Raw genomic sequence first — 3,758 nt, 5'->3', positions numbered from 1 at the left:
AGTCTCGAGCGAACCTTTGCTTGGTTAGAAGCCATTTAGGAAGTAAAAGGCGCACCAAAAGCAGGTATAAATACTGATGAAGTCTAGTATAAACCTGAAGAGATGCGCCGATCCTATAATACCGATTTATCCAACCAAGAATGGGAAATTATCGCACCCATGCTACCCAAACCATCAAAATGGGGTAGGCCACCCAAAACAAATATGCGAGAGTTACTGAATGCCATTTTCTATATACTCAAAAATGGTTGTACATGGCAGAATCTACCCCATGACTTTCCGCCTTACTCAACGGTCTATTTCTACTGGCAAAGGTGGGAAAGAACTGGGCTACTGGAGGAGATTAATCGCAAATTGAGCCAACAATTTAGGGAAAAGGTTAGTAAAGAGGCGACCCCAAGCTTGGTGAGTATCGATAGCCAGAGTGTGAAGACAACAGAAAGTGCGGGCAGTCGAGGTTTTGATGGCGGTAAGCAAATCAAGGGCAGAAAACGCTTCGCTATGGTTGACACCTTGGGCTTAGTTGTAAAGGTGTTGGTGTGTGCAGCTAACATCGGTGAAAGAGCAGGAGCTAAGCAGTTGTTACAGAATCTCACATCTCCATTACCACGATTAGAGAAAATTCTGGTTGATGCTGGATTCTCTGGTGATGAAATCACACAATGGGTCAACGACAACTTCGGATGGCTTTGGGAAGTTAGCAAACGGGCAGACAATCAGAAAGGTTTTGTAGTGGAGTCAAAGCGTTGGGTGGTAGAGCGAACCTTTGCTTGGTTAGGTAATTGTCGTAGACTAAGCAAGGATTATGAATTTTATGAGCAAATGTCTGAATCGTTTATTTACTTGGCTTTAATCCGCAAAATGCTAAGAAATCTGGCAACTGCGACTTCCTAAATGGGTTCTTAGACTCAAATAGCGAACGTTTATGGCAAAAACTGGAAACACAACCTGTACGATTTGAACAGGAAATCAATGTGCCAGAAACTGGTAAACGTAAAGCCCGTATAGCAAAATTAGCGGTACGATTTTCTAAGGTGCAACTGCGAGTTCCCTATCGTTTCGACAATCGTGACCCATTACAAGTTTATGCTGTTTATGCAACTGAAATCGATTGCCCAGAGGGCGAGACCCCTTTAGAATGGATGCTTTTGACGACTGAAGTCCTAGAAGATCTAGAAACGGCAGTGAAAATTCTGCGTTGGTATACTTACCGTTGGCGGGTGGAAGATTTTCATAAAATCTTTAAGTCTGGTTGTCAGTGTGAGCGCTATCGGCTTGCGGCTGAAGGGATGAAGACCTTATTAGGCTTTTTAAGTGTATGTGCGGTCGAACTTTTACAGGTTACTTATCTGCATCGCAATCAGCCTGACGCTCCTGCGGTTGAGATTCTTAGTCCTGTGCAAATTCAGGTCTTAAAAGCTAGATTCCCTAATCCTCCGACTGTTTTAACTGTTGCCTGGGCTATCGAATCGATTGCTTACCTTGGCGGATATCTTGAACATCGTCGTAAATCTCCGATTGGCATTCAAGTCCTCTGGCGTGGCTGGTCAAATTTACGTGAACTTTGTCAAGGTTGGCTTCTTGCTCAAAATCATACTTAACGGGAAAAGTAAGAGACAGCGTGAGTTGCGGCAACGTTACTCATGATTGGGCAGAAGTCAGCAGATGCTATAGTAGCCAAACGCTCATCGTAATGGGTGAGACACGGTGAAGGGCTGAACCTTGGCAAGCAAGGAGGAGTTGCAAAGCTCGACTTGGTGATGAACCCGACCGGGGGAGCCATATTGTCGGCGCTTAATTGCACAACCAGCCTTGGATATCGGTTCTTTTGAGCCTAAATATCTAAACCTTTCTGGGGAAGCGCCCCGTGCGGAGCCGCACGCGGGGTGCTGTGGGGACTGGGGGAGAAAATCCCCTGGTTACCCGATTTCAGAGATGAGGCGATCGCAAGCATCTTCCACCAAGTTCTAGAATTATTAAGGTGGCTTAGTATCCGCTACAATACTAAGCATGTCAAGTCAATCAGAAATTTTCGATCTTATCGAACGTCTAATTAACGAACTAGAAGAAATTGAGGAGGATACAACACAGGGGTTAAATGCTGTCAGGATTCTTCTAAACCTTTTCCCAGAGAATGCTATGTTGATTCAGGCATTTGCTTTCTTTAATAGCGCGATTTTCTTTGTGGAAACTACTAAAGCTCAAGCGCGCAGTACTGCAAGGAATCTATCAATTAGCAATTTATCTCTGCAAAGAGTGCAGGAAATTGGACAAGAGTTAGCGACAACCCTCGGGCGAACTCTCGAACTCAAAATGCAAGCGAGAAATTTAAGAAGTCGTATAGAGAAACTGTTATGAGTCAAAAACAACTGGATGAAAAGGAGCTTCAAGAAATTTTAGAACTCTGTCAAGTTGCCGATCGCAACATGAAAGAAATCAGTAGAAATATGACGGTAATTTTAGAGAAAGCACAACAGTGGGCAACACCTAGACAAACTACTATCTCAAATAAAGATTAGAGATTAAATCTCTGAGTAACGGAGTACAGGCGATCGCCATTCCAGAGCATAAAATCGCTAACCAGGAAAAAATAGCCAAAGAGCAAGCGGAATTAGCTAAACAAGAAGCCGAAGCGATCGCTCTTGCAGAAAGACAAGAAAAAATCCAAGAACGTCTGGCTAAAGAACAGGCCGAAGCGATCGCCGATCGAGAACGTCAAGAAAAAGAGAGACTTGCTGCTTACTTGAGGTCTTTGGGCATAAATCCCGATGAAATTTGATATGAGCGATCACCAAAAAACAAGCTTGCTTACAAGCTGATGCTATCGCTATTCCAAAAATATTTAGCTCATAAAACGCCGATCGCTCTGCAAATATTCAATGAGAACGCCACCCAAAAAATCAATCATCAAAGCGATCGCTCAGGCAATCACAACAAAAGCGATCGCCCTGCAAGAAAAATTAGCTAAAGAGCAAGCGGAATTAGCTAAACAAGAGGCCGAAGCGATCGCCAACCAAGCAAATTTAGCTAAACAACAAGCTGAGGCGATCGCCAACCAAGAACGTCAAGAAAAATTACAAGAACGTTTAGCTAAACAGCAAGCCGAAGCGATCGCTGAGGTGGACCCCAAAAACTGGACAGGGGGTTAAGCTCTGAACCACACAAAATAATGATAGGAGTAGTTCATGAGTAACAAACGCAAGCAGTACAATCCGCAATTCAAAGCGAAAGTTGCCCTGGAAGCGATTCGGGGCGAGAAGACCATCTCGGAATTGGTAAGTCAGTATGAAGTTCATGCAACGCTGATTAACAACTGGAAACGACAGTTGCTGGATGAAGCCATTAGCCTGTTTGAGAAAAGTAGTGGGGCGCATAAAGCTGATGAGAGCCAACAAGCCGAGATTGACGAGTTATATCGTCAGATCGGACAGTTGAAGGTAGAACGGGATTTTTTAGCCAACAGGTCAGCACAGTTGGGGTTGAAGAACGCAAAGCCCTGGTAGTGTCTGACCATTGTGAACTGAGTATGGTGCGGCAATGCCAATTGCTAGGGATTGCTCGTTCCAGCTTCTACTATCAACCGCAAGCACCCACAGAGGAAGAGTTGAGATTGTTAAAGCTGATTGACCAGCAATACTTAGAAACACCATTTTATGGTAGTCGTCGCATGACCGTAGTGCTGCGCCAACAAGGTCATGAGGTGAATCGCAAACGGGTACAACGGTTGATGCGTCAGTTGGGGATAGCAGCGATTTATC

General features: G+C 44.4%; 7 protein-coding genes and 1 pseudogene. All 8 read left to right on the top strand.

The features are described from left to right. Positions 1-102: 102 nt before the first annotated feature. On the top strand, positions 103-894 hold the full coding sequence (locus PSE6802_RS0105210; protein ID WP_019498649.1) for an IS5 family transposase: 792 nt from the start codon (positions 103-105) through the stop codon (positions 892-894). Continuing rightward, the gene (locus PSE6802_RS27845) at positions 831-1,601 is read left to right on the top strand and encodes an IS4 family transposase (protein ID WP_225902653.1); all 771 of its coding nucleotides are present in this window, start codon (positions 831-833) and stop codon (positions 1,599-1,601) included. Before PSE6802_RS0105210 ends, PSE6802_RS27845 begins: the two co-directional genes overlap by 64 nt. A 409-nt stretch (positions 1,602-2,010) precedes the next feature. Next, positions 2,011-2,358 (top strand): hypothetical protein, encoded by a 348-nt coding sequence (locus PSE6802_RS0105200; protein WP_019499001.1) that lies wholly within the window; start codon positions 2,011-2,013, stop codon positions 2,356-2,358. Beyond that, complete coding sequence (locus PSE6802_RS33160; RefSeq protein ID WP_019499000.1) at positions 2,355-2,519, top strand: hypothetical protein; 165 nt, start codon at positions 2,355-2,357, stop codon at positions 2,517-2,519. The genes PSE6802_RS0105200 and PSE6802_RS33160 overlap by 4 nt, the downstream gene beginning before the upstream one ends. Positions 2,520-2,575: 56 nt before the next feature. Beyond that, positions 2,576-2,779 (top strand): annotated as a pseudogene (locus tag PSE6802_RS35745) (Uma2 family endonuclease); the annotation flags it as partial. Positions 2,780-2,879: 100 nt separating this feature from the next. Further along, positions 2,880-3,149: a hypothetical protein gene (locus PSE6802_RS0105190; RefSeq protein WP_019498999.1), complete on the top strand. Its 270-nt coding sequence runs from the start codon at positions 2,880-2,882 to the stop codon at positions 3,147-3,149. 36 nt (positions 3,150-3,185) lie between these two features. Next, positions 3,186-3,503, top strand: coding sequence for a transposase (locus PSE6802_RS0105185; RefSeq protein ID WP_019498350.1), 318 nt, complete (start codon positions 3,186-3,188; stop codon positions 3,501-3,503). Beyond that, on the top strand, positions 3,503-3,758 hold a 256-nt coding region (locus tag PSE6802_RS0105180; RefSeq protein WP_156815435.1), incomplete at its 3' end, for an IS3 family transposase. The genes PSE6802_RS0105185 and PSE6802_RS0105180, both read left to right, overlap by 1 nt.

The sequence above is a fragment of the Pseudanabaena sp. PCC 6802 genome (genome assembly GCF_000332175.1).
Classification (GTDB): Bacteria; Cyanobacteriota; Cyanobacteriia; order Pseudanabaenales; family Pseudanabaenaceae; genus PCC-6802.
Note: the sequence above shows the minus strand (reverse complement) of the source record. Positions and strands in the feature narration are given on the sequence as shown.